Source organism: Streptomyces sp. NPDC057474 (assembly GCF_042802555.1).
Taxonomy (GTDB): Bacteria; Actinomycetota; Actinomycetes; order Streptomycetales; family Streptomycetaceae; genus Streptomyces.
In genome coordinates, this window is sequence record NZ_JBHVDX010000061.1 from 1 (window position 1) to 23746 (window position 23746).

A 23746-nucleotide genomic window follows, 5' to 3' on the forward strand; every position below is an offset into this window, starting at 1 on the left:
GAGCAATTCGCTCCCCGGCCCTCGACTTCAATCCAGAAATCACCCTGTCGGGAGAATTCTCGGCCCATTGGCGATACCGGTCACCACTTCGCCGAAGGTGTCCGCGACTGGCGTCGGCGAAGGGCGGCCGTCAGTTCTCCGCCACCAGGTCCAGCCGCTCCCCCACGGGCGGCCAGGCGGTCCAGCCGCCGACCGGCTGCCGGGACACGCCACGCCACCACGGGTCGACCGGCGGTGCGCTCTTCGGCTCGAACGGCTCCCCCGGCCGTGGCGCGGCCATCGTGACCCCCGCGCCGTGCGTGGCCCACATCATGCGCTCGCCCGGCTCGGCCCAGGCGTGCATCGCCAGGTTGAACGTCGCCCAGTGGATCGGCATCATCACGCCGCCGGGCTCGCCGCCCTGGAGGTCGAGGTGGGTCTGCAGCCCCTCGTCGGGAGTCATGTGGATGTCGGGCCAGAACTCCGAATAGGCACCGACCTGGATCATGGTGATGTCGAAGGGGCCGTGCTCGGCGCCGATGTCCTTGAAGCCCCCGAAGTACCCGGTGTCGCCGCTGTGGTAGATCCGGTGCTCGTCACCCGCGACTACCCAGGAGGCCCACAGCGTGTGCTGGGTGTTGCGCAGACCCCGGCCGCAGAAGTGCCGGGCGGGGGTGGCGGTCAGGGTGAGGCCGCCGACCTTCGTCGTCTCCTGCCAGTCCAGCTCGCGGATCCGGTCCGCGGAGACGCCCCAGTGCTCCAGATGGGCACCGACGCCGAGCGGCACGGCGAAGACCGTGTCCGTGCCGGCCAGCTCCTTGATCGTGGGCATGTCCAGGTGGTCGTAGTGGTCGTGCGAGATGACGACGACGTCGACCGGGCCGAGCGCGGCCAGCGGCACCGGCACGGGGTGCAGCCGCTTGGGCCCGGCGAAGGGGAACGGGGAGCAGCGCTCACCCCAGACGGGATCGAAGAGCACCCGGTGCCCGTCGATCTCGGCCAGCACACTGGAATGGCCCATCCATGTGATCCGCAGCCCGCTCGCCGGGGGTCTGGCCAGGTCGGCGAGGGTCGTGGCGTGCACGGGGATCAGCCCCGCCGGGGCTCGCCGCGCCCTCTCGTCCTTGCGGAAGTAGCTCTTCGCCATCTCCATGGCGGCACCGCCGGAGGGACGGACCTGGGCGCTCTCGGGGTTCACGAAGACCCCGTTCGCGAAGTGCGGGGATCTACGGATCCGCTCCAGCCGGGCACCGCTCGGGTCCGCGCCGAAGGCGGCGGGCCGCGCTGCGCGCAGCCCCGAGCTGAGAGAACGGGATCCGGAACCGGACACGGCACCTCCTGGTGGATTCGCTCAGGCATCCCATTATGGTCCGCCCCTCCGACAGCGCCGGGTCCGATCTGTCCCCGCACGATGCAATACTGATCAACTATTCAGTAGCTGTTTTTGTTCCCGCCGACCTCCTCTCCCTCCCCCCTCCACTCCACCTCCCCAGGCCACCCCGAGGAGCCCCATGACCACGCCTCCCTTCGTGTCCCTCACCTGGACCGACCACGTCACGGGTCAGCGGGGCTTTCTCGTCGTGGACCGGCTGGTGCGCGGGGTCTCCAGCGGCGGCCTGCGGATGCGCCCGGGCTGCACGCTCGACGAGGTCGCCGGACTCGCCCGCGGCATGACCATGAAGGAGGCGCTGCACTACGCCCCCGAGGGCCGTTACGTCCCGCTCGGCGGCGCCAAGGGCGGCATCGACTGCGATCCCCGGGGCCCGGAGGCGTACGGCGTCCTCGTGCGCTACCTGCGCGCGATGCGCCCGTACATCGAGAACTTCTGGACCACCGGCGAGGACCTCGGCCTCACCCAGGACCTGATGGACCGCGCGGCCACGGAGGCGGGCCTGGTGTCGACGATCCAAGCGGTCTACCCCCTCCTCGACGACGAGGAGGGGGCCCGGCGACGCCTCGCGGACGCCTTCGCGGTCCGGGTGGACGGCATCGGCATGGACGAGCTGGTAGGCGGCTGCGGCGTCGCCGAGTCCGTGCTCACGGCCCTGGACCGGGCCGGTACGCCGTACGCCGGGACGCGGGTCGCCATACAGGGCCTGGGCACCATGGGCGGAGCCACCGCCCGCTTCCTCGCCCGCGCCGGCCTCACGATCGTGGCCGTGGCCGACATCAAGGGCACCATCGTGAACCCCACCGGCCTGGACGTCGAAACACTGCTCGCCGCCCGGGACACCCACGGCACCGTCGACCGCTCCGCACTCCGCCCCGACGACCACGAGGCACCCGCAGACGCCTGGCTCGCAGCCGGCGCCGACGTGCTGATCCCCGCGGCGGTCTCCTACGCGATCGACACCACCAACCACCATCACATCACCGCCCGGCTGATCGTCGAGGCGGCCAACATGCCCGTCCTCCCGGCGGCCGAGGAACTGCTCGCCGCGCGCGGGGTCACCGTCCTGCCCGACGTCGTGGTCAACTCCGGGACGAACGCCTGGTGGTGGTGGACCCTGTTCGGTGACATCGGCCCCACCGCCGACGAGGCGTTCGCCCACACCCGGCGCTCCATGCGCGCCCTCGTCGACCTGATGCTCGCCCGAGCCGGGACCGACGGCACGACCCCCCGCGCCGCCGCGCACGCCATCGCCGCCGACCGTCTCCCGGCGATCACGGACCGCTTCGGCTGGCACCGCTGACAGGCTGCGGACGACCGGCACCCCTCGATCTCACACACCCGGCGGCTACCGGCCCGGCCCGAGGTGTCTCGAACGCTGCGGCGGTTGTCCGTGGGCCTGGGTAGGGTTGCCGCGTGGGCAGGGTGCGGTTGAGTGTGGCCGAGCGGCGTGCGGAGCTGCTCCGGGCCGCCATCGAGCAGATCGAGGCGCGGGGCGTGGCGGCGGTACGGATCGCCGACGTGGCCGCCGTCCTCGGCGTGAGCAACGCCTTGGTGCTCTACCACTTCTCGACCAAGGAAAGACTGGTGGCCGAGGCCTTCCGCTACGCCGCCGAGGAGGACCTGGCCCATCTCCGCAAACTCCTGGGCCGCCGCACCACGGCCCTGCGCCGACTCCGGGCGGCCGTCCGCTGGTACGCCCCGACCGGTCAGGCCAAGGGCTGGCGCCTCTGGATCGAGGGCTGGGCGGCCTCCCTCCGCGAACCCGCCCTGCGCGAGGTCACCCGCGACCTGGACAGACAGTGGAAGGCCGCGCTCACCGAGGTCATCGAAGCCGGCGTGGCGGCCGACGAGTTCCGCTGCCCGGACCCCTCGGCGACAGCCCTCCGCCTCACCGCCCTCCTGGACGGCCTGGCCGTACAGATGACGACGTACGACGGAGCCGTCTCCCGCGCCCGAGCCCAGGGCTGGGCCGACGAGGCCCTGGCCCACGAACTGGGCCTGACCCGCGAAACCTTGACAGCGGCGACCCGCTGAGCAAGCCGACCACCCCACGAAACCCCACGACGCCGAGAGGCTCCCGTCACGACGGCGGGACAGCCGCGAGACGGCGGAAGGGGCCGTGCCGGTGCGTCAGGACTGTCGCGTAGAGCGGCCCAGAGAGCCCGGCGCTACCCGCCCCCGAGCAGTAGGGCACCAAGCGACGGGCTGACGCACCGGCACGGCCCCGCCCCACCGAGCCGGCGCGCCCCAAAGGGGCGCGGGGAACTGCGCGAGCAGCCACAGCGCACAGGATCCCGCCCACGACGCAGCACCCCCACGACAGGAGCCCACCGCACCAACCCCGGCCGCCCCGAAGCCCCGGCCGCGCACCCGAACCGGCCAACCGCCGGAGGCACACCGCTCAGGCCACCGCCTCGATCCGCATCTTGATGTCGTCCGGCGACAGGTGCCCCTTCGCCGACACATGATCCCCGGACGACTCCCCCCGCAGCCGCCGCCCGATCCACGGCACCAGATACTCCCGCGCCCAGTGGATGTTGTCGCGGCGCATCTCGAGCGTGCCGCGCGGCGGCAGCGGAGGCCAGGGCTGATCGGGGTCGGCCGGAATGTCGACGCCCAGCGCCCGCCCGGCCCGCAGAGCGACCCGCGTGTGCCCCTCCGGCGACAGGTGCAGCCGGTCGAGATCCCAGGCCCGCCGGTCCTGCACCGTCTTCAGGGACCACAGGTCCAGCACAGGACATCCGTACCGGTCGGCGATGGCCCGCACGTGCAGGTTGTAGGTGGCGATCTTGCCCCGCAGATGCTTCAGCACCGGAACATCACGGGTGTCGAACCCGGTGGTCACCATGACCGTGCCGACAGCCGAAGTGAGCCTGGACACCGCCCGCTCGAACCGCTCGGCGACCTCGTCGGGATCGGTACCCGGCCGGATGATGTCGTTGCCGCCCGCACAGAAGGAGATCAGATCGGGCGCGAGTTCCAGTGCCCGCGGCACCTGGTCCTCCACGATCTGGTCGAGGAGCTTTCCCCGCACGGCCAAGTTGGTGTAATCGAAGTCGCCCTCGGGCACCCGGTCCGCGAGGAGGACCGCGAACCGGTCGGCCCAGCCGACGAACCGCCCGTCGGGTCCGGGATCGCCGACGCCCTCGGTGAAGCTGTCCCCCACCGCCACGTACGACCCGATCATTGATCTGCTGTCATTCGAATCGTCTGCCACATCGCCCCATGATTCACCTTCGGATGTGACCTACGCGACCGTAATAAGGGCTTGACGGACGGTGAGATAGACCACGCGTCAAGTGTTGGTCAACCCGGAATACACCAGGTCGGGATGGCGGCACCCCACCACCCCCACCCTCTCGCCCCCTCAGCGGCGACCGCTCGGCCTCCACACCCGGAAGTCCTCGATCCGGAAGTGACTCCAAGTGGTCCGGAAGGCGAAATGCCCACCCGTGTACGGCGCGGGATCGACGTGGTCGAACACGAGCCGCCCGTTGTTCCACCACTGAACCTTCGCCCCGTCGGAGACGATCCGAACGTGATTCGGCTCGTTCGCGACAAGCAGCGGCTCGGTGTAGTCATAGATCAGCGGTCGCACACCCGCCTCACCGACATACCGACGCAACCGCGTCGTCGTATTCGTGTTGGCGCCGTACCCGACGTAGTACGTCTTCAGATGGTCATACTCGGCAAGCGCACCTCCACGCGGAGTGGCGAAAAGATCGCCGGGCGACCGCACATCGACGGCGTTCCAGAAGTTGTTGAGGTCGGAAACCCGATCGTTGACCCCACCCGCGGAAACCGGCGTGGCCGTGTACTCGACGACGTAGGGCCCTTCCAGCTTCCGCTTGAACCAGACCGTGGCCCCGGCCGGCACATCCACCTCCAGCACACCACGCGAGGCCGTGACGGCTCCGTCCCTCTCCAACTCCACGGCCCACTGCCCGAGCCCGTGCCGGAAGTCGTCGGCGGCGATCAGCCGGCCGCGGCGCCGGCGCGTGGTCGCGGACGCCGTCCCCGCCGGGGCGAGCGCCGCGAGGGCGGCACCGACGGCGAGGGTTCCGAAGGCTCTACGGGTGGTCATGACGCTCCTTCTGTGGATGCCGTACGGGGAGTGACGGCGATGACGGGCCTGGGTATCCGGCGGGTCTCGGTGCCGAGGTAGTAGTCCGTGTACGTCGACTGGAGGTAGCCGCGAACGGTCCAGCCCAGCCGGTACGCGGCGTTCTGGGCGAGCGTGTAGAGACGGGTCCTGGTCGGCTCGGTGGTGGAGTAGAGCCGCAGGGCGGTGTGGTCGGCGGTCTCGGCGAGGATCTCCTCACGCCAGTCGCCGACGATGTCGCCGTAGAAGGGGGTCGCGTTGCGTGCCCCGGAGACGACACCGGCCGGGTCGAAGATCCTCGTGCTGGTCTCCGTCGCCGGGTCCCACTCGGAGACGTGGGTGAAGTCCAGGAGCTCCGAACCCTTGTCGCCGTCCCACCAGATGCGGAAGTTGACGCTGGGGGTGGTCGTGGCGACCTTGCCGTCCCGGACGTTGTGGACGCCGGCGCCGGGCGCGGTGACGTCGGCGGTGGACGTCCAGTACTCGTAGCCGGGGTGCTCCGGGTCGATGTCGCCGGTGCTGCCCCGGCCGACGTCGATGTCGGTGTCGTTCTCACAGTCGGCCGGGTGCCGGCCGGTGACCAGGCGCTCACCGGTGTCGGCGTCGTAGTAGTACCAGGGGAAGTCGGGGACGACGCCCAGCTCCGCCTGCTGGATGGCGAAGGCCTCCAGACCGGGGCGGTCGGGGTCGAGGTCGGCGATGTGGAAGCGGTCGCCGTGGCCGGCGCCGTCGACGACGTACCGGAGCGTGCCGTCGCCGTTCACGACGTAGTTTCCGTCGGCGATCTCGTCCTTGCCGTCGAGGTCGACGTCGACGGTACGGATCTGGTGGAAGCTGGTCGCGCCGCTGTCGGCAGGCACGACGTACTTCCAGCGGCGGGTCAGGTCCTTGCCGTCGAAGTCCCAGGTCTGGAAGAGAACGCGGAAGGCGCCGCGCCGGGCGCCGACCCGAGTGACCAGCTTGGTGACGAGACTGGGGTGGACGCCGTCGAGATGGGCGATGCCGAAGTGGCCGCCGGAGGGGCCGTCGGCGATGAAGTCGTCGGGGACGGGCTGCCGGGTCCGCTCGGTGCCGGTCGCGCCGTCGACGACCGAGACGAACTGACCGGCGGGTGATTCGGCGGTGACCCGCGTACCGTCCGCGAACGTCGTCCCGGCGGCCGTGTGCACAAGCACCTCGGCCCGACCGTCGCCGTCCAGATCGAACACCGTGACGTTGTCGTCGTTGCGGTACCCACCGATCGCCGTCGAACCGCTGATCGCGGCGGGCGCCGGATCGTTGGCGCCGTTACCGCCCACCTGGGTGTACGAACCGGGGCCGAGGTCGACCCGCCACAGCCGCTTTCCGGTCAGCGTGTACGCCTCCAGCAGGTCGGGCCGGTCCCGGGTCTGCGAGAGCCGGCTCACGACCAACTCGTACCGCCCGTCCCCGTCGAGGTCACCGGGCCAGGCGTGCTGCACGGTGTATCCGTCGGCCGCGGCGAGTGGAATCTCCGCATACCCCTGGCCGAAGCTCAGCCCCCGACTCGGCCTGCTTTCCCGCCCGTTGACGACGGCCCGCACGGTGTACGCACCCGTGCCACTGCTGTTGTCCTGGTACGTCGTCGACCTGGTGATCGGCACCCGGTTCAGCCGCTTGCCGCCCTTGTACACGTTGAACGCGATCGCGTCGCCGTACCGGGCGTAGTCCGTGCCTAGCAGCCGCCAGCTGAGAAAGGTGCCTCCACCGGACGGGACGGCGACCAGGCCTCGGTCCAGGTTCTCCACGACCCTACGCGGTGTCTCGGCGGTGTGGCCGGCGGGCGCGGAGAAGAGTCCGGCCAGCAGGGCGGCCGCGGTGAGGACGACGGTTCTTCGGCGTCGAACAGTACGCACTAACGCTCCTTGTCCAGAAGGGAGATGAGTCGGTCGGCCACCCTGAGGTGGCCCTGGGCGCTCGGATGGACGGTGTCGTGGAAGTCCCCGTCCGCCGCCGAGAGCCAGCCGGTCGTGTCGACGAACTCCGTGCGCCGGTCGGCGAGTTCGTCGACCACGGCGGCGATGTCGTCGGCGTGCGACCCGTCGAACGGGCGCAGCGCGAGGATGCGGGCGTGCGGTGCGGCCGTCCGCATCCGGACCAGGTAGGCACGGTAGGCGGGGCGGAACTCGGCCGGACCGTACGCCGTGTCGTTGGTGCCCTGGTTCACGACGATCACGTCGGCGTTCCGGTCCGAACGCGCCGGTGAGCCCGCATGGTTCCAGCCGTACGCGGAACCGGCGTCCGGCACTCCCCCGTTCCCGGTCCTGAGCACACCCTGCCGCCCGAACCCGACCTGGGTGAGCGAGGCGTGCAGGGCGTCGGCGACGAGGGTCGGGTAGGCGGCCGTGCCGTCCGCGCAGTCGGAGGTGTTGACCGCGCACAGGGCCAGGACACCCTGGGTGATGGAGTCGCCATAGAAAACCAACTCCCTTTTCCTGGCGTCATGTCGCGGCAGCAGGCGTCCCCGGATCCCGGTCAGCACCACCCCGGTCTCCAGCGGCGGCGTCCACCGGTTGGCCCGCGAGAAGACGTCCTTCACGGACAGCTCGACGGTATGCGGTCCGCGCCCCGGCGCCCCGATGTCGAGGTCGCTCCGGTCGACGGCATACAGTCGCTTCGGGCCACCGTCCACCGACACATAGATCTGCGCGGGCACGGTGACCGACGTGGCGTCGAACTGGGCGCGGACACTGCCGCCCGTGAACCGGAACCGCAGCCGGGAGCCGGAGTTGACGGTGACGGCGGCCTCGGCTGTGCGGCTCCAGTGGCCCTCGTAGACGAGCCGCCGGTCATCGGGCCGCACCAGGTCCGGCTCACCGGAGGCGAGCACGGGCGGAGTGGCGCCGGCCAGGAGCCCCACGGCCACCGCCGTACTCACGAGAACGCGGCTCCCGAGGACACGCCTCACGACAAGATCCGATCGCCGACCAGCACGAGATTCGGCGCCGCCGCCCGAAGTGACGGCGGTGCCCTTGATGACAGTGCGTCGGTCGACGCCGGACACGGAGACCCCCCAACGCTTAGAAAGCGCTTGCGGAGATCACTGTGTCCTCACACTCGCACCACTGTCGAGACTTCGATCAGCCATGCCACAAGACCGCAATACGGTGATCATGAATCGCCACGGGCCCCGGCGAGACCAGGCGATACGGAAGAAGGCCTGCCCGCCGGGAACGCCGAAGGCCGGCCCCCGGGATCACGGGGTCCGGCCTTCGATGCGGTCGGGCGGCAGAGCCTCAGACGCTGACGCCCTTCGAGCGAAGGTAGGCCAGCGGGTCCATGTCCGAACCGTAGTTGGGGGTGGTGCGGATCTCGAAGTGGAGGTGCGGCCCGGTGACGTTGCCGGTCGCGCCCGAGAGGCCGATCTGCTGACCGCCGCTCACGGACTGCCCCGCGGAGACGGAGATCGAGGAGAGGTGGGCGTACTGGGCGTAGTAGCCGTCGGCGAGCTTGATGACGACCTGGTTGCCGTACGCGCCGCCCCAGCCGGCGGAGACGACGGTGCCCGCGCCCACGGCCTTGAGACTGGTCCCGGTCGGAGCCACGAAGTCGACGCCGGTGTGGTAGCCGCTGGACCACATGCTGCCGGCGGTCTTGTACGCGGTGCCGACGGTGGCGCCCTGGATGGGCAGGCTGAAGCCGGAGCTGTTGGACGACGAGGACTGCCCGCTCGACGTGGAGGTCGACGCCTGGGTGTCCTTCGACTCCTGCGTCGACGAGCCGGAGGACTTCGACGACTGGGACGACTCGGAGGACTTCGACGACTCGGAGGACTGCGACAGCTGGGGCTTCGTCGACGACTGCGGCGTACCGCTCGACGCCGCCCGGCCACCGATGCTGAGCTTGAGACCCGGATGGATCAGCGACGGGTCGGAGCCGATCGCCGCCCGGTTGTCCGTGTAGAGCTGCTTCCAGCCCCCCTCGACGTCCTGCTCGTCCGCGATCCTCGAGAGGTAGTCGCCGACCTTCACCGAGTAGGTCTTGGTCGCCGCCTTCTTGGTGGCGGTCTTCTCCGCCTGCGCGGCCTTCTCGGCCTGCTCGATCCGTGCGCCCGCCTCGGCCGCGGCCTTCTCGGTGGCGATCGCGACCGTCTTCTCGGACACACCGGAAACGGCGGCCGTCGGGGTCGCGGCATGGGCGCCGGCGGCTCCGATCAGCGGCAGCGCGAGCGCCGCGCCACCGGTCCCGGCGGCGGCGATGGAGCGGGTGAAACGCTGGGACTTCGGACGGCGGTGCTTACCCTTCGCGGGCATGGTGAATTCCTCTCCGGCGCCTGCGAGGTGAGCTGTCGGGTGCGGACTGGAGATGCCCGGCCGTGCTTGCGCACGGCTTTACCCCTAGCCGTTCCGGAGACCGGAACAGGCGGTAATACCTGTGGGTCCCCCGCTCCTGCCGTGGATCGGGTCGGTACGCGGCTCCGGTCGGCGGCAGGATTGGGCGTCCGTCCGGATTGACGCCGAACGTAAGCGACTTGTGCCCACAGAGACAACCATTGGGACTTCCTGTGCGTCTTCCTCCCTGATCCTTACATCAATTCACGATCACGCTCCGTAAAAGACCGGTGTTGGGAATTTCCAACCACCCTGGAAACACCTACGAATTACGTGAACATGACGACAGCGGAACGTCACGAATATGACGCTGCTCACGCACCTACGACCCAGTAGGCTTTATTCCGGCGCTTGTTGGAATTACGACTCCATATCGGACAGTTCACTCAAGTGCGACGCAGGCGGATAACTGTCGCATCGAAATCACCGCGCAGCCCCGTCCGCAATCCGTGATGCAACAGCACGGCACCCCGGTGCAATTCACCCGTTTCGCGACACTCGTACGTTTCTGTCGGGTCGAGCCCGCGCAGCCGGAGCGGGGCGAGCGGCTCGCCGTAGTGCTGCGCCTGGAGCCAGGCGAGGACGACGACCTCGTCGCCGTGGACGTACTGCACGGCGCTCAGCCCGCCCGTCGGCGGCCGCAGCCGGTAGAGGTCGCCGCGCTGCACGACCGGCCGGATCTCCTTGTACAGCTCCACCCAGCCCCGCGCCTCGGCCAGCTCCTCCTCCGCCCACTCGGTGAGGTCACCGCCGACGCCGAGCACACCCGCCATGGCACTGACGAAGCGGAACCGCAACGTGCTGACCCGGCCGTTGAGCTGGTTGTTCGGGCTGTCGGTGACCCACGCGGCCATGGTCCGGGCCGGATGGATCTGACTGAAGCCGTGCTGGATGGCGAGCCGGTCGAGCGGATCGGTGTTGTCGGACGTCCACACCTGGTCCGTCCGCGCCATGACCCCGAGGTCGATACGACCGCCGCCGCCCGAGCACGACTCGAACGCCACCCCCGGGTGCGCGGCCCGCAGCCGGTCCAGCAGGGCGTAGAAGGCGCGCACGTGCTCGACCCACAGCTTCTGCGGATACGGCTCTCCGGGCCAGCCGGCATCGGTGAAGCAGCGGTTGAAGTCCCACTTCACATAGTCGATCGGCGCGCTGGAGAGGAGGGCGTCCAGCCGTTCCCAGAGGTATTCCTGGACGTCCTCGCGCGCGAGATTGAGTACGAGCTGATTGCGCAGCTCCGTCCGCTTTCGTCCCGGTTGGAACTGTGCCCATTCGGGGTGCGCCCGGTACAGCTCACTGTCCGGGTTGACCATCTCGGGCTCGACCCAGATGCCGAACTGCATTCCGAGGGCGTGCACGGAGTCGGCGAGCGGCTTCAGTCCCTTCGGGAAGCGCTGCGGGTTGGGCGTCCAGTCGCCGAGGCCGGCCCGGTCGCTCGTACGCGCCCCGAACCAGCCGTCGTCCACGACGAACAGCTCGATCCCGATGGCCGCCGCCCGCCGCGCGAGCGTCCCCTGCTGCTCCTCGGAGATGTCGAACTCGGTGGCCTCCCACGAGTTGAAGAGCACCGGTCGGTCCTGGTCCGCGTCCGGGATGACGTACGTCCGCTGGTACGCGTGCCAGGCACGGCTCGCCCCGCCGAAGCCGCCGTCGCTCCACAGGCCGGCGAAGACGGGGGTGGTGAACCTCTCGCCGGTGTCCAGCCGCAGCAGACCGGACTCGTCGTATCCGGCGCCGCCGGTGATCTGCACGCGCGCGTCCGGGAGTTGGGCGACCGCGATCCGCCAGGACCCCGACCAGCCCAGGGCACAGCCGTAGACCTCGCCGCGCTCTTCGGTGGCGGCGGCGTCGAGGGCGACCCAGGGCAGGTGCTGGTGCCCGGTGTGCCCGCGCCGGCTGCCGATGACCTTCTCGCCGTAGGTGAGGTCCCCGCGCACGAGCCGGGACTCGGCCGCCCACCGCCCGTGCAGCTGGGACAACCGCCAGGCCTCCTCCTCGCGCGGCGGCAGGGTCCAGGTCGCCGAGTCTGCCCGCAGCAGCTCCACCGCCGGCCCTTCGTTGGCGAGGGTCACCCAGCGTTCGATCACGTCGTCGCGCATCCGGTAGTGCAGCGTGATCCCGAGTCCGTCGTCGATGAACCGCAGCCGCAGCTCGTCGCCGTCGGCCTCGTACTCCTGGAACGTCCACTCGGTGCCGCGCCGCTCGTCCGTGCGCACGGAGAGGGCGGGACGGGTGAAGCGGGGACCGCCCTCGACGGGGTACTCCTCGTGTCCGTCGACCGGGGCCTCGAACGGCCAGTACGGCAGCTGCTGGCGGGCGGCCAGCTCCTCGGCGTCGGCGAGCGCGATCCGGGGACCCCAGTGCAGGTGCAGCAGCTCGTCGTTCTCCGTGAGCCGCAGGGCATAGCTGCTCCTGGGCCCGGTGAGAAGCCAGGTCCGGCTGTCTGCGCCGATTTCCAACATCAAGCCCCCACAGATTCGAACAGGTGCGATCGGGCTTCAACATCATCGCAGGTAGCCGCGGGCGCTCGACGGCACCTGTGGACAACTGCCGACGGTCCTTCACGGCGCCTGTGGACGACTGCCGGAAGTCGACCTCCGCAGCATCTGTGGACGACCGCCACGGGCCCGCGGCGCCCCCCTGTGGACAACTCCTTGGCGTACGCACCGATGTCGTATCGTCGAGTGCGCGTCTCGGTGTCGAGTGCGTGCCCGTCGACGATCGGCGCCGACGGCCGGATGGGAGGAGCCCCAGTGACGCAGCAGGTCCCGTCGACCGAGCCCGAGCTGACCGGAGTGCGTAATTTCCGCGATGTGGGTGGTCTGCCGACCGTGGACGGCCGTCGGGTGCGTCACGGGGTGCTGTTCCGCAGTGGCCACCTCGCGCACGCGACCGACGAGGACGCCGCGTTCCTGGCCTCCCTGGGCCTGCACACGGTCTTCGACTTCCGTAACGCGGCCGATCAGAAGCTGGAGGGCCCGGACGTCGAGCTGCCCGGCGTGCTCAATGTGAATCTTCCGCTGAGCGACCCGGCGGACGGCGCCGAGTTCTGGAAGATGGTCCGGGACGGCGACCTGGACCAGCTGCGCGCGCTGCTGGACGGCGGCCAGGCGGCCGGCCGGATGATCGCCTCCTACCGGACGATCATCAAGTACCGCACGGCCGAGCACTCCCGTGTGCTGCACGCGCTGGCCGAGGACAGCGTGCCGACGTTGATGCACTGCGCGGCGGGCAAGGACCGCGCGGGCCTCTCCATCGCCATCACGCTCCTCGCCCTCGGCGTCGAACGCGAGGCCATCGTCGCCGACTACCTGGAGTCCAACGCCAAGCACCGCCGCTACAGGGTGCACCGCAGCAGCACCTCCGCGAGCGCCTACTCCCCGGAGGTCATGCAGCTGCTGAGCCCGCTCTTCGACGCCCGCGCCGAGTACCTCCAGACGGCCTTCGACACCGTCGAGGAGACCTGGGGCGATGTGGACACGTATCTGGAGCAGGGTCTGAAGGTGACCCCAAAGACCCGGGAGCGGCTGCGCGAGCGCCTGCTCGACTAGAGGAGCGCCTGCGCGGCCAGAAAGCGATCCCGTCGGCCGTGCGGCTACTGCTTGGCGCCCAACTCGAACAGCAGGTAGATGAAGGCCGCGAAGACATGGCCGACCGCGATGTAGATGATGAGCCGCACCCACAGGGCGCGGGGGAACTTCTCTTCCAGGTCGGTCATGGGGTCTCTCCGGGGGTGATCGGCCCGAGGCACAGCGCGGCGGTCGGGCTCTGCAGAAGGGTGTGGACGAACAGGAGGTCGGCGCCGTCGTGGTCGGCGGCGGCGATGCGGTGGGGGGTCAGCGAGTCGAAGTGCGCGCTGTCCCCGGGCGTGAGCAGATGCGCGGTGTCCCCGAGGCGCAGCCGCAGCCGTCCCTTCAGGACGTAGAGCCACTCCTCGCCGGGATGCACCCGCACGATGTCGCCCTGCGCGCCGTGCGGCACATGGACGCGCAGCGCCTGCATACCGCGCCCGGGCGCGCCCGCCTGCCAGTACGTCCAGCCGCCGGCCTGGGTGGGCTCCATGTCGGGCGCGCGCAGTACGGCATCCCGCTCGGCCACGGTCTCGCCGAGCAGCTCCGAGACCGTCGTAGCGTAGATACGGGCCAGCGCGAGCAACATAGGCAGCGAGGGCTGGCGCTGCCCGGTCTCCAGCCGGGAGAGGTGTGCGGGCGAGAGCGAGGCGGCGCGGGCCGCGGCCTCCAGGGTGAGAGAGGCCCGGCGACGCAGGGCCCGCAACTGCGGGGCGACGGCGGGCAGCGCCTCGTCCAGCGGGGGCTCGGGAGGGTTCGTACCCTCGGAGGGGCTCATGCCCTCCATTCAGCCGCAGCTTTGCCTCTGCGGCAAATTTCTTGCCTCAGAGGCAAAGTCAGCCGCGAAGTCGCACCCCTACGGGCCCCTCTAGCGGTTGGCCACCGCCTGTTTCACCAGCGTCTTGCCGAAGTCCCACATCAGCCCGCCCCCGCTGTGCGCGTCATCCATCACCTCCGTGAAGGCCTCGACGAACCGGTCGACCTCCCGCTCCCCGATGACCAGCGGCGGGATCAGCTTGATCACCTCCAGGTGGTCGCCGGAGACCTGGGTGAGGATGCGGTGCCGTTGCAGCAGCGGCACGACGACCATCTGGGCGAACAGTCCCTTGCGGGTGGCCTGGAGCATCGTCCAACGGCTGCGCAGCTTCAGCGACTTGGGTCTGCCGAACTCGATGCCGATCATGAGTCCTCGGCCGCGTACGTCGCCGAGCAGCTCGTACTTGTCGACCAGTGCCGCGAGCCGGGCCTTCAGCAGCTCACCCGTGGCCCGGGCGCCCGCCACGATCCGCTCGTTCTCCATGACCGAGAGGACGGCGAGGCCGGCGGCCATGGCCTGGGCGTTGGAGCCGAAGCTCGCCGAGTGGACGAGGACGCGGTCCATCGACGAGTAGACCTTCTTGAAGATCCACTCCTTGCCGAGGGTCGCGCCGACCGGGACATAGCCGCCGGAGAGCGCCTTCGCCACGCACACCAGGTCCGGCTCGACCCCGTCCTCGTGCTGGTAGGCGTAGAAGTCCCCGGTCCGCCCGAGCCCGGTCTGCACCTCGTCGACGATCAGCAACGCCTTGTGCCGGTGCAGCAACTCCTGGGCGGCGCGCAGATAGCCGGGCGGCGCCTCGTGCACGCCCTTGCCCTGGATGGGCTCGACGACGAGGGCGGCCACGTCGCCCTTCTTCAACTCCCTTGCCAGCGCGTCGAGATCACCGAGCGGTACGGCCGTGTCGGGCAGCAGTGGCGCGAAGCCGTCCCGGAAGCCGTCCTCGCCGTTCACGGAGAGCGAGCCGGTGGTGAGCCCGTGGAAGGCGTGGTCGCAGTACAGCACGCGGGGTCTGCCGGTGGCGTACCGGGCGAACTTCAGCGCGGTCTCGACGGCCTCCGTGCCGCTGTTGCCGAAGAACACCCGGTCCAGGTGCGGACTGTGGGCGAGCAGCTTCTCGGCGAGCAGTCCGGGCAGCGGCTGGCAGTCGAAGCGGGTCAGGTCGGCCAGCCCCGCGTCGAGCACGTCGTGCAGTGCCTTGCGGACCACGGGGTGGTGGCGGCCGAGCCCCATCACCCCGAACCCGGCGAGCATGTCCAGGTAGTCGTTTCCGTCCGCGTCCCAGAAGTACGCGCCCTCGGCCCGCTCGTAGACCTTGTCGAAGCCGATGGTGTGCAGCATGCGCGGGAGCTGGTGATTGAGGTGCCGGGCGTGGAGTTCGTAACGCTCGGCGCCGCGCTCGGCCAGGAGTCTGCCGAGGTCGAACTCCTCGGTATCGGCGGCGGGTTCCACGGTGGTCATTCCGGTTTCTCCTTGGAAAGCTCGGCCTCGGAAAGGTCCCCCTTCGCGAACTCGTCCCTGGCGGCCAGCGAGGCGCTGATCCGCCCGGCGATCTCGACCGGCGTCAGACCTATGTCCGCCAGCACCTCCGCGCGCTTGGCGTGCGGGAGGAACTGCTCCGGAATCCCGAACCGCCGTACGGGTACGTCGACCTCGGCGTCCCCCAGCGCGAGCTCGACCGCCGAACCGACCCCGGCCGCCCGGCTGTTGTCCTCCACGACGGCCACCAGCCGGTGTTCGTCGGCGAGCCACGGCAGCGCCGGATCGACCGGCTTGACCCAGCGCGGGTCGACGACGGTGCAGCCGATGCCCCGCGTCTCCAGCAGCTCGGCGGCCTGCAGACACACCGACGCCATCACGCCGACGGCGACCAGCAGCACCTTCGGACGATCCGAAATCTCCGAGGACCCCGAGGACCCCGAGAAGGGGGACCGGTGCAGGACGTCCATGCCGCCCACCCGCTCCAGGGACGGGATCTCCGGCCCCACCGACTCCTTCGGGAACCGGATCAGCGTGGGAGCGTCGTCCACGGCGACCGCCTCCCGAAGCTGTGCCCGCAGCTGCTCGGCGTCGCGCGGCGCGGCGATCCGCAGCCCCGGCACGACCTGGAGAACGGACATGTCCCACATGCCGTTGTGCGACGCGCCGTCGACACCCGTCACACCGGCCCGGTCCAGGACGAAGGTGACCCCGCACCGGTGCAGCGCCACGTCCATCAGCAGCTGGTCGAAGGCCCGGTTGAGGAAGGTCGCGTAGACGGCCACGACGGGGTGGAGACCGCCCGTCGCAAGCCCCGCCGCCGAGACCGCAGCATGTTGCTCGGCGATCCCGACATCCCACACCCGGTCCGGGAACTTCTCCGCGAACTTGCCGAGCCCCACCGGGTGCAGCATGGCCGCCGTGATGGCGACGACGTCCTCGCGTTCGTCCGCGATGCGTACGATCTCGTCTCCGAAGACCGACGTCCAGGACGGTCCGCCGGCAGGTGTGAGCGGTTCGCACGTCAGCGGGTCCATCACGCCGACCGTGTGGAAGTGGTCCTCCTCGTTGGCGAGCGCGGGCTCGTACCCGCGGCCCTTCTGCGTAAGGCAGTGGACCAGGACCGGCCCGTGGAAGCGCTTGGCGCGGCGCAGCGCCGACTCGACGGCCTTGGTGTCGTGCCCGTCGATCGGGCCGACGTACTTCAGGCCCAGGTCCTCGAACATGCCCTGCGGCGCGAACGCGTCCTTGAAGCCCTTCTTCGCCCCGTGCAGCGCCTCGTAGACCTCCTTGCCGACGACCGGGGTGCGCAGCAGGACCTCCTTGCCCCAGGCGAGGAACTGCTCGTAGCCGTCGGTGGTGCGCAGCGTCGCGAGGTGGTTGGCGAGGCCGCCTATGGTCGGGGAGTACGAGCGCTCGTTGTCGTTGACGACGATGATCAGCGGCCGGTCCTTGGCGGCCGCGATGTTGTTGAGCGCCTCCCAGGCCATGCCGCCGGTCAGCGCGCCGTCGCCGATGACCGCGACCACATGGCCCTTCTCCCGCTGCACCTGGCGGGCCTTGGCGAGGCCGTCCGCCCAGCCGAGGGCGGTGGAGGCGTGGCTGTTCTCGACGATGTCGTGCTCGGACTCCTCGCGCGACGGGTAGCCGGACAGGCCGCCCTTGCCGCGCAGTTTGGAGAAGTCCTGACGCCCCGTCAGGAGCTTGTGCACATAGCTCTGGTGACCGGTGTCCCAGACGATGCGGTCGACGGGTGACTCGAAGACCCGGTGGAGCGCGATGGAGAGTTCCACCACCCCCAGATTGGGCCCCAGGTGACCACCGGTCCTGGCGACCGCGTGCACCAGGAACTCCCGGATTTCTTCGGCCAGTTCACCGAGTTCCGCCTCGGTCAGCGCCTTCAGGTCGCGCGGTTGCCGGATGCTCTCCAGAATCGTCACGTCGGGCCCCCTCTCGATCCGTGCTCTCTCAGTCCGTGTTGTCAGCTCACGGTGACCGCCGGCTCCCCCGACGCGACGCCGTCCTTCTCCATCTGCTCGGCGATCTTCATCGCCTCGTCGATGAGGGTCTCCACGATCTTCGACTCGGGCACGGTCTTGATGACCTCGCCCTTCACGAAGATCTGCCCCTTGCCGTTGCCGGAGGCGACCCCCAGGTCCGCCTCCCGCGCCTCTCCGGGTCCGTTGACGACGCAGCCCATGACGGCTACCCGCAACGGCACCTCCATGCCCTCAAGACCGGCGGTCACCTCGTCCGCGAGCCGGTACACATCGACCTGCGCCCGCCCGCACGACGGACACGAGACGATCTCCAGCCGCCGCTGCCGCAGGTTCAGCGACTCCAGGATCTGGATGCCGACCTTGACCTCCTCGGCCGGCGGGGCACTGAGCGAGACCCGGATCGTGTCGCCGATCCCCTCGCTGAGCAGTGCCCCGAAGGCGACCGCGGACTTGATGGTCCCCTGGAAGGCCGGACCGGCCTCGGTCACCCCCAGGTGCAACGGGTAGTCGCACTGGGCCGCCAGCTGCCGGTACGCCTCGATCATCACGACCGGGTCGTTGTGCTTGACCGAGATCTTGATGTCCCGGTAGTCGTGCTCCTCGAACAGCGACGCCTCCCACAGCGCGGACTCCACCAGCGCCTCCGGCGTCGCCCTGCCGTACTTCTGGAGCAGCCGCTTGTCGAGCGAGCCGGCGTTGACCCCGATCCGGATCGGAGTGCCGTGGTCCTTGGCCGCCCGCGCGATCTCCTTGATCTTGTCGTCGAACTGCTTGATGTTGCCGGGGTTCACCCGCACCGCCGCGCAGCCGGCCTCGATCGCCGCGAACACGTACTTCGGCTGGAAGTGGATGTCCGCGATCACCGGGATCTGCGACTTGCGGGCGATGGTCGCGAGGGCGTCCGCGTCGTCCTGCGTGGGGCTGGCGCCGCGGACGATCTGGCAGCCGGACGCGGTGAGTTCGGCGATCTGCTGCAGGGTGGCGCCGACGTCCGACGTACGGGTCGTCGTCATCGACTGCACCGACACCGGGGCCCCGCCCCCGACCGCCACCGACCCGACCTGGATCTCTCGCGACACGCGCCGCTCGGCGATCGGCCGGACCGGTACCTCGGGAACGCCCAGGGACACGGCGGTCATCACATCACCCCTGGTTCCCGTGGTTCCCGTGGTTCCCGTGGTTCCCGGAGACCGTCTCGCGCATGGCGCGCAGGGACTCCTTCAGCGATCCCATGGTGGCGAGGACGGCGGTCGGCTCGTAGCCGCAGTGCGCCATGCAGTTGGCGCAGCGCGGGTCCTTGCCGCGGCCGTACGCGTCCCAGTCGGTGTCCTCGATCAGCTCCCGGTACGTCGTGACGTAGCCGTCGCTCATCAGGTAGCAGGGCTTCTGCCAGCCGAAGAGCGAGTAGTTGGGGATCGCCCACGCCGTGCACGGGAAGTCGACCTTGCCCTCGAGGAAGTCGAGGAACAGCGGCGAATGGTTGAGGCGCCAGCGTCGCCGGTTGCCACCGGAGAAGGCCTTCTTGAACAGTTCGCGGGTCTGCTCGACGCCGAGGAAGTGCTCCTGGTCGGGCGCCTTCTCGTAGGCGTAGGCGGGCGAGATCATCATCTCGTCGACCTGGAGGTCGTCGTTGAGGTAGTTGAGGACCTCGATGATGGTCTGCGGGGTGTCGGTGTTGAAGAAGGTCGAGTTGGTGGTCACCCGGAAGCCGCGCCTCTTGGCCTCCTTGATGGCGGCCACGGCCTCGTCGAACACCCCCTCCTTCGCGACCGACTCGTCGTGCCGCTCCCGCAGCCCGTCGATGTGCACGGCGAACGCGAAGTACGGCGAGGGCTTGAACTTCTCCATCTTCTTGCGCAGCAGCATGGCGTTGGTGCACAGGAAGACGAACTTCTTCCTGGCCACCAACTGCCGCACGATCTCGTCGATCTGAGGGTGCATCAGGGGTTCGCCACCGGCGATCGACACCATCGGCGCGCCGGACTCCAGGACGGCGCCCACGGCCTGCGCCACCGGCATGCGCTGCTTGAGGACGCCCGCCGGGTGCTGGATCTTGCCGCAGCCCTCGCACTTCAGATTGCAGGCGTAGAGCGGTTCCAGCTCGACGATCAGCGGGAACTTGTCCCGCTTGCGGAGCTTCTGTTCAGCGAGATAGGTCGCTACCTTGATGGACTGGCGGAGCGGCATGGCCATCTGGCTCACCTCCTGGGGAGCAGCAAAGAACGGTGCCATTCGTAGTAAGCGGGAAGAACGGCACGAAGGACGCGGAAGGCTGATATTCCACCGCGCACCGTGCCGATCCGGACCAGTTCATGTTCTGGAGCGTCCACGACCACCCGGACGGCCGCAACCGGGCGTACTCCCGATCTCACGGCGCAGTGGAGCGTGACCGCGGACTCCATGTCGACCGCGAGTGCGCCGGTCGCGAACAGCTCGGACCGTTCCTGACCGCGTACGACGTGATCGGATCCGGTGAGCGGGCCGGTGTGGACCTTCCGCCCGGGCACCGTGCGCTCCAGCTCTTTGACCAAACGTCTGGTAGACGCACAGGGTGTGACGGCACCGCCGGGCCCCCAGGTCTCCTCGGCGACCACCAGGTCACCGGGGTGCATACCGGGAGCGAGTCCGGCGCAGAACCCGGTGGCCAGTACGGCCGCGTCGCGCAGCGCCGGGTCGGCGAGCAACCGAGTGACGGACCGCTCGGCTGCCCTCGGCCCCATGCCGGTGCGCAGCACGGTGACCGGGCCCCCGGCACCGCCCCGGTCGCCGCTGCGCAGGGCGAGCTGCTCGATGCCGAGCGCGCAGGCGATCAGCAGCGGGGCCGGGGCGGAGGCCGCGTTCATCAGCTTCCCTTGGCTTTCAGAACGGCCGGCTCGCCATGGACGTACCGGCCGAGCGCGGTGAGCGGGAAGACCTGGCGGTAGAGGTGGTAGTTGATCGAGAAGTCCCAGGGGAAGCCGGTGCCGGTGAAGTACGGCTCGTCCCAGGACCCGTCCTCCCGCTGGGTCTGGGCGAGCCACTCGACGCCGCGCTCGGTGGCCTTTGCGTCCCGTTCCCCCGCCGCCAGCAGCGCGAGCAGGGCCCACGCGGTCTGGGAGGCGGTGGAGGCGCCCTTCCCGCCCCACTCGGCGGGGTCGGGGTAGGAGCGCAGGTCCTCGCCCCAGCCGCCGTCGTCGTTCTGCACGGCCTCCAGCCAGGCCACGGCCCGGCGGATCGCGGGGTGCGCGGCGGGCAGCCCGGCGGTGACCAGCGCCGGAACCACCGAGCCGGTGCCATAGACGTAGTTGACGCCCCAGCGGCCGAACCACGCGCCGCTCGCTTCCTGTTCGGCGAGCAGCCACTCGATGCCGCGCCGGGTGCGCGGATCGTGGGACAGTCCCTCGACCGCGAGCATCTCCACCACATGCGCGGTGACGTCGGCGGACGGCGGGTCGATCACCTCGCCGAAGTCGCAGAACGGCAGGCGGTTGGGGAACGGGCTGGTGTTGTCGACGTCGAAGGCGCCCCACGCCCCGTTCCTCGACTGCATGCCGACAGTCCAGCGCACCCCGCGCCGGATGGCCTTCTCCATTCGCTCCGGTTCGTGGTGCTTGACCCGGCGCAGCGCGAGGACCACCTCGGCGGTGTCGTCGATGTCGGGGTAGTTGTCGTTGTGGAACTCGAACGCCCAGCCACCCGGCGGGAGTTGGGGCCTCTTCACCGCCCAGTCGCCAGGGCGGACGATCTCCTCGCCGAGCATCCAGTCCGCGGCCTTGACGAGTTGGGGATGGTCGGCGGGCAGGCCCGCGTCGGCGAGCGCGATCGCGGCGAGGCAGGTGTCCCACACCGGGGACTGGCACGCCTCGATCATCCGGGCCCCGTCCTCACGCCACACGGCGAACCGGTCGAGGGACTCCAATCCGGCCCGCATCACGGGGTGCCGGAGGTCGTAGCCGAGCAGGTGCAGCGCGATGATCGAGTACACGGCCGGCGGCTGGATGCCGCCCCAGCAGCCGTCGTTCTCCTGCCGCTCGACGATCCAGCGGGCCGCGCTGTTCAGGGCCGCCTTGCGCAGCGGCTTCAGCGCCACTTTGTGGTAGCCGTGCAGGACCTTGTCGAGCCGCTGGAAGGCGCCCTCCCAACTGCCCAGCGGATCAAGGGGCTTGGGCGGGTTCGGGCGCCCCGGGTCGGTGTGCAGCTCGTCGAGCGGGAAGGGCGCGGGCCGCACCGGGCGCTTCGCCGAGACGACGGTCAGCGGCACGATCGTCTGGCGGGCCCAGCAGCCGAAGTCGTAGATGTTCAGCGGCATCCACTTCGGGAAGTAGACGATCTCCGGCGGCATCTCCGGCAGATCGTCCCACTTCCACCAGCCGAACAGCGCCAGCCAGATGCGGGTGAAGACCCGGGCGGCGGCGATCCCGCCCCGCTCCCGGATCCACGCGGACGCCGTCGCCAGGCGCGGCTCGTCCGGGTCGTCCCCTGCCAGCCGCAGCGCGACATACGCCTCGATGGTGGCGGAGAGGTCGGGTGGGCCGCCGTAGAACGTGGCCCATGTTCCGTCCGGGCGCTGCTCGCCTCTGATGAAGAGCGCGGCGGCCTGGGTGGTCTTCTCGTCGCGGATGCCCAGGAACTGACGGAGCAGCAGGTCCTCGGCGTCCATGGTGACGTTGGTCTCCAGGTCGCCCTTCCACCAGCCCTGGGCATCCTGCCGGGAGAGCAGGTGATCGGTGGCGCGTCGTACGGCGTGCGCGGCGGCCTCCTGGACCTCTGCCGCCACCGGGGTGTCGTGGTCGGTGTCGCTGGCCGAGGGGGCGCGGGGCGGCAGTGCCCCGGTGCTTCCGTCGGTCGTCGCTGTCATGGCTTCCCCTTTGTGCAGTGGACGGATCTCTCTGCGGTGGGTCAGCCGTCGGCCGGTGCGTGTCCGGTGACGAGGCACCGGCCGGCGACTACGCGAGGGCTATTCGACCGATGGCGGTCGGCTCCTGGGTGATGGCGATCATCTCTTCCGTACGACGACGAAGTCGGCGAGCGCCGCGAACTCGTTCCGCACCCGCTCCGGCATCCGGATCGAGTCCAGCGCCTCGATGGCGTTTCCGTGCTGGCGGCGCGCCTCCTCGGCGGTCCACTCCCGGCCGCCCGCCTCCTCGATGAGGGCGGCGCGGACGGCGAACTCCTCCTCGGAGAAGTTCTCGAAGTCGTTGCTCTTGGCGTCGGCGGCGAGCAGTTCACCGAGCTGCTCCGAAGCCGGGCCGCCCGCCGCGAGCGCGGCCACGACCGGCAGGGACTTCTTGCGCTGGCGCAGGTCGCTCCAGGTCTGCTTGCCCGTGGAGACCGGGTCGCCCCAGATGCCCAGCAGGTCGTCGACGGCCTGGAAGGCGAGGCCGAGGTGGTAGCCGTACTTCTCCAGCGTGTCGGCGGTGCGGTCGTCCGCGCCGCCGAGGACGGCGCCGATGGAGCAGGCGCAGGCGAGCAGGGCGCCGGTCTTGTTGCCCTCCATCTCCAGGCACTCCTCGACGGTCACCCGCTCGCGGTGCTCGTAGGAGATGTCCTGGGCCTGTCCGTCGATGAGGGCGCGGGTCGCCGTGGTGACGCGGCGGGTGGCGCGGGCCGCCTCGGCGGTGCCGAGTTCGAGGAGGATCTCGTTGGCGAGGACCATCAGGGCGTCGCCGACGAGGATGGCCTGGGCGGGGCCGTGGACCTTCCAGACGGTGTCGCGGTGGCGGCGCTGTTCGTCGCCGTCCATCAGGTCGTCGTGCAGGAGCGAGAAGTTGTGCACCAGTTCCACCGCGACCGCGCCGGGGATGCCGACCTCGGGTGCGGCGCCGGTGACCTCGGCGGACATGACGGCAAGTGCGGGACGTACGGCCTTGCCGCCGTCGCCGTCCGCCGGGTTGCCGTGGGCGTCGATCCAGCCGAAGTGGTAGGCGGCGACGGTGTCCATGGGAGACGCCAGCCGATCGACGGCCGCCCGCAGCACGGGGGTGGCCAGGGTCCGCCCGCGCTCCAGCAGCGCGGTCACGTCCACCGCGGTCCTCGCAGCGGCCGTCGCGGCCGGGGGCACAGTGGGCACAGTCTCTCC

The 23746-nt window shown here is 70.0% G+C and carries 19 protein-coding genes and 1 riboswitch; of the genes, 3 read left to right on the plus strand and 16 right to left on the minus strand.

Annotated features, from left to right (window positions below; all coding sequences use genetic code 11):
• Window positions 1–130: 130 nt before the first annotated feature.
• Complete coding sequence (locus ACFU53_RS19145) at window positions 131–1309, minus strand: MBL fold metallo-hydrolase (RefSeq protein ID WP_383993351.1); 1179 nt, start codon at window positions 1307–1309, stop codon at window positions 131–133.
• Window positions 1310–1490: 181 nt separating this feature from the next.
• Between ACFU53_RS19145 and ACFU53_RS19150 the strand changes: the two genes are divergently transcribed.
• A complete protein-coding gene (locus ACFU53_RS19150; protein ID WP_383993354.1) occupies window positions 1491–2672 on the plus strand; it encodes a Glu/Leu/Phe/Val dehydrogenase dimerization domain-containing protein in 1182 nt (393 codons plus the stop codon).
• Between the two features lie 113 nt (window positions 2673–2785).
• Complete coding sequence (locus tag ACFU53_RS19155) at window positions 2786–3406, plus strand: TetR/AcrR family transcriptional regulator (protein WP_383993357.1); 621 nt, start codon at window positions 2786–2788, stop codon at window positions 3404–3406.
• 367 nt (window positions 3407–3773) lie between these two features.
• Here ACFU53_RS19155 and ACFU53_RS19160 read toward each other — a convergent pair whose 3' ends face one another.
• The 6 genes from ACFU53_RS19160 to ACFU53_RS19185 form a co-directional block, all read right to left on the minus strand.
• On the minus strand, window positions 3774–4559 hold the full coding sequence (locus tag ACFU53_RS19160; RefSeq protein WP_383993359.1) for an SGNH/GDSL hydrolase family protein: 786 nt from the start codon (window positions 4557–4559) through the stop codon (window positions 3774–3776).
• Window positions 4560–4739: 180 nt separating this feature from the next.
• The gene (locus ACFU53_RS19165; protein WP_383993363.1) at window positions 4740–5456 is read right to left on the minus strand and encodes a DUF6250 domain-containing protein; all 717 of its coding nucleotides are present in this window, start codon (window positions 5454–5456) and stop codon (window positions 4740–4742) included.
• The gene (locus tag ACFU53_RS19170; RefSeq protein WP_383993365.1) at window positions 5453–7348 is read right to left on the minus strand and encodes a hypothetical protein; all 1896 of its coding nucleotides are present in this window, start codon (window positions 7346–7348) and stop codon (window positions 5453–5455) included. Before ACFU53_RS19170 ends, ACFU53_RS19165 begins: the two co-directional genes overlap by 4 nt.
• Window positions 7348–8370, minus strand: a complete 1023-nt coding sequence (locus tag ACFU53_RS19175; protein ID WP_383993368.1) for a GDSL-type esterase/lipase family protein — start codon at window positions 8368–8370, stop codon at window positions 7348–7350. The genes ACFU53_RS19170 and ACFU53_RS19175 overlap by 1 nt, the downstream gene beginning before the upstream one ends.
• A gap of 358 nt (window positions 8371–8728) precedes the next feature.
• Window positions 8729–9745 (minus strand): M23 family metallopeptidase, encoded by a 1017-nt coding sequence (locus ACFU53_RS19180; RefSeq protein ID WP_383993371.1) that lies wholly within the window; start codon window positions 9743–9745, stop codon window positions 8729–8731.
• Between the two features lie 4 nt (window positions 9746–9749).
• Window positions 9750–9908: riboswitch (cyclic di-AMP (ydaO/yuaA leader) on the minus strand.
• 301 nt (window positions 9909–10209) lie between these two features.
• Window positions 10210–12285 carry an alpha-galactosidase gene (locus ACFU53_RS19185; RefSeq protein ID WP_383993373.1) on the minus strand — a complete coding sequence of 692 codons (2076 nt, stop codon included), beginning with the start codon at window positions 12283–12285 and terminating at the stop codon, window positions 10210–10212.
• 291 nt (window positions 12286–12576) lie between these two features.
• Here ACFU53_RS19185 and ACFU53_RS19190 point away from each other — a divergent pair, with 291 nt between their 5' ends.
• Window positions 12577–13374, plus strand: coding sequence for a tyrosine-protein phosphatase (locus ACFU53_RS19190; RefSeq protein WP_383993376.1), 798 nt, complete (start codon window positions 12577–12579; stop codon window positions 13372–13374).
• A gap of 44 nt (window positions 13375–13418) precedes the next feature.
• Here the strand turns inward: ACFU53_RS19190 and ACFU53_RS19195 are convergent, their stop codons facing one another.
• From ACFU53_RS19195 to ACFU53_RS19235, 9 genes are all read right to left on the minus strand, one after another.
• Entirely contained in the window at window positions 13419–13541 is a 123-nt protein-coding gene (locus ACFU53_RS19195; protein ID WP_086753480.1) for a DUF6126 family protein, read from the minus strand.
• Entirely contained in the window at window positions 13538–14170 is a 633-nt protein-coding gene (locus ACFU53_RS19200; protein ID WP_383993380.1) for a helix-turn-helix domain-containing protein, read from the minus strand. Before ACFU53_RS19200 ends, ACFU53_RS19195 begins: the two co-directional genes overlap by 4 nt.
• A 90-nt stretch (window positions 14171–14260) precedes the next feature.
• The gene (locus tag ACFU53_RS19205; RefSeq protein WP_383993383.1) at window positions 14261–15670 is read right to left on the minus strand and encodes an aspartate aminotransferase family protein; all 1410 of its coding nucleotides are present in this window, start codon (window positions 15668–15670) and stop codon (window positions 14261–14263) included.
• Window positions 15667–17628, minus strand: a complete 1962-nt coding sequence (dxs, locus tag ACFU53_RS19210; protein ID WP_383993386.1) for a 1-deoxy-D-xylulose-5-phosphate synthase — start codon at window positions 17626–17628, stop codon at window positions 15667–15669. Before dxs ends, ACFU53_RS19205 begins: the two co-directional genes overlap by 4 nt.
• Before the next feature lie 41 nt (window positions 17629–17669).
• Window positions 17670–18827, minus strand: coding sequence for a flavodoxin-dependent (E)-4-hydroxy-3-methylbut-2-enyl-diphosphate synthase (ispG, locus tag ACFU53_RS19215; RefSeq protein WP_383993389.1), 1158 nt, complete (start codon window positions 18825–18827; stop codon window positions 17670–17672).
• Between the two features lie 4 nt (window positions 18828–18831).
• On the minus strand, window positions 18832–19881 hold the full coding sequence (gene hpnH / locus ACFU53_RS19220) for an adenosyl-hopene transferase HpnH (RefSeq protein ID WP_383993392.1): 1050 nt from the start codon (window positions 19879–19881) through the stop codon (window positions 18832–18834).
• Between the two features lie 5 nt (window positions 19882–19886).
• Window positions 19887–20531 (minus strand): 1-hydroxy-2-methyl-2-butenyl 4-diphosphate reductase, encoded by a 645-nt coding sequence (locus tag ACFU53_RS19225; RefSeq protein ID WP_383993395.1) that lies wholly within the window; start codon window positions 20529–20531, stop codon window positions 19887–19889.
• Window positions 20531–22525: a squalene--hopene cyclase gene (gene shc / locus ACFU53_RS19230; RefSeq protein WP_383993398.1), complete on the minus strand. Its 1995-nt coding sequence runs from the start codon at window positions 22523–22525 to the stop codon at window positions 20531–20533. Before shc ends, ACFU53_RS19225 begins: the two co-directional genes overlap by 1 nt.
• 138 nt (window positions 22526–22663) lie before the next feature.
• Window positions 22664–23737 (minus strand): polyprenyl synthetase family protein, encoded by a 1074-nt coding sequence (locus tag ACFU53_RS19235; protein ID WP_383993401.1) that lies wholly within the window; start codon window positions 23735–23737, stop codon window positions 22664–22666.
• Window positions 23738–23746: the final 9 nt, after the last annotated feature.